An 843-nucleotide genomic window follows, 5' to 3' on the forward strand; every position below is an offset into this window, starting at 1 on the left:
AAGATTTTAAAATAAAAATAGTGTAAAAAACTTTACACTAACCTCAAATTATAGGAGGAATGGAAATGAAATCTAAGATAATTTCATTATTAGTATTAGGAAGTATATTTATAGGAGGGGTACAAGCTCACGCAGAAACTATTGATAATAGTTCAAATTCTAAAGCAGTAAGTACAGCTAGTGGATATAAATATAATAGACATTATGGTCATACTAATAATCAAAATAAACCATCTACTGGTAATGATGCAGCATTAAATGAAGGAAGTACTAGTAATAATACCGATGCAGCTATAAGTGATAAATTCATGGAAGAAGTTGAACAAGCCATATTTAATAAAGTAAATGAAGAAAGAACTAAAGCTGGAGTTGCACCATTAACTTATAATACCACTATGGAAAAGTATGCTAGAATTAAATCGCAAGATATGGGAGATAATAATTATTTTAGCCATACTGATTTAAATGGTAATAATATAACTACAAAAATGAAAGCTGACGGAGTTACATATAATGCTTGGGGAGAAAATATTGCATATATAAGTGGTGTTACAGATCCTACAGCATTAGCAAATCAATTTATGACAAATTGGATGAATTCCCAAGGGCATAAAGAAAACATATTATCAACAAAGTTCAGCAGCATAGGTGTAGGAGTATATAAGATAGGAAATAAAGTATACGCAACTCAAGAGTTTTATAGATAGAAAATAAGTTTTTGATATATTCATAGTATAATAATTGAAAGCTATAGGATGATTTAAGAATAATTCATCTTATAGCTTCTTTTATTTAAATGTAAAAAATACTTAATAACGATTATAATTAAATTTAAACTTTAAA

1 protein-coding gene is annotated in these 843 nt (G+C 27.3%); it reads left to right on the forward strand.

Annotated features, from left to right (window positions below):
* Positions 1-65 precede the first annotated feature (65 nt).
* Positions 66-707, forward strand: a complete 642-nt coding sequence (locus Q5O29_RS08530) for a CAP domain-containing protein (RefSeq protein WP_022212536.1) — start codon at positions 66-68, stop codon at positions 705-707.
* The last annotated feature ends 136 nt before the right edge of the window (positions 708-843 follow it).

The sequence above is a fragment of the Clostridium sp. CAG:265 genome (assembly GCF_000436575.1).
Lineage (GTDB): Bacteria > Bacillota > Clostridia > Clostridiales > Clostridiaceae > Clostridium > Clostridium lentum.

What these genes read in the sequence shown, in the direction of transcription:
- Q5O29_RS08530 (WP_022212536.1), top strand. Translation starts at nt 66, where the DNA reads ATGAAATCTAAGATAATTTCATTATTAGTATTAGGAAGTATATTTATA.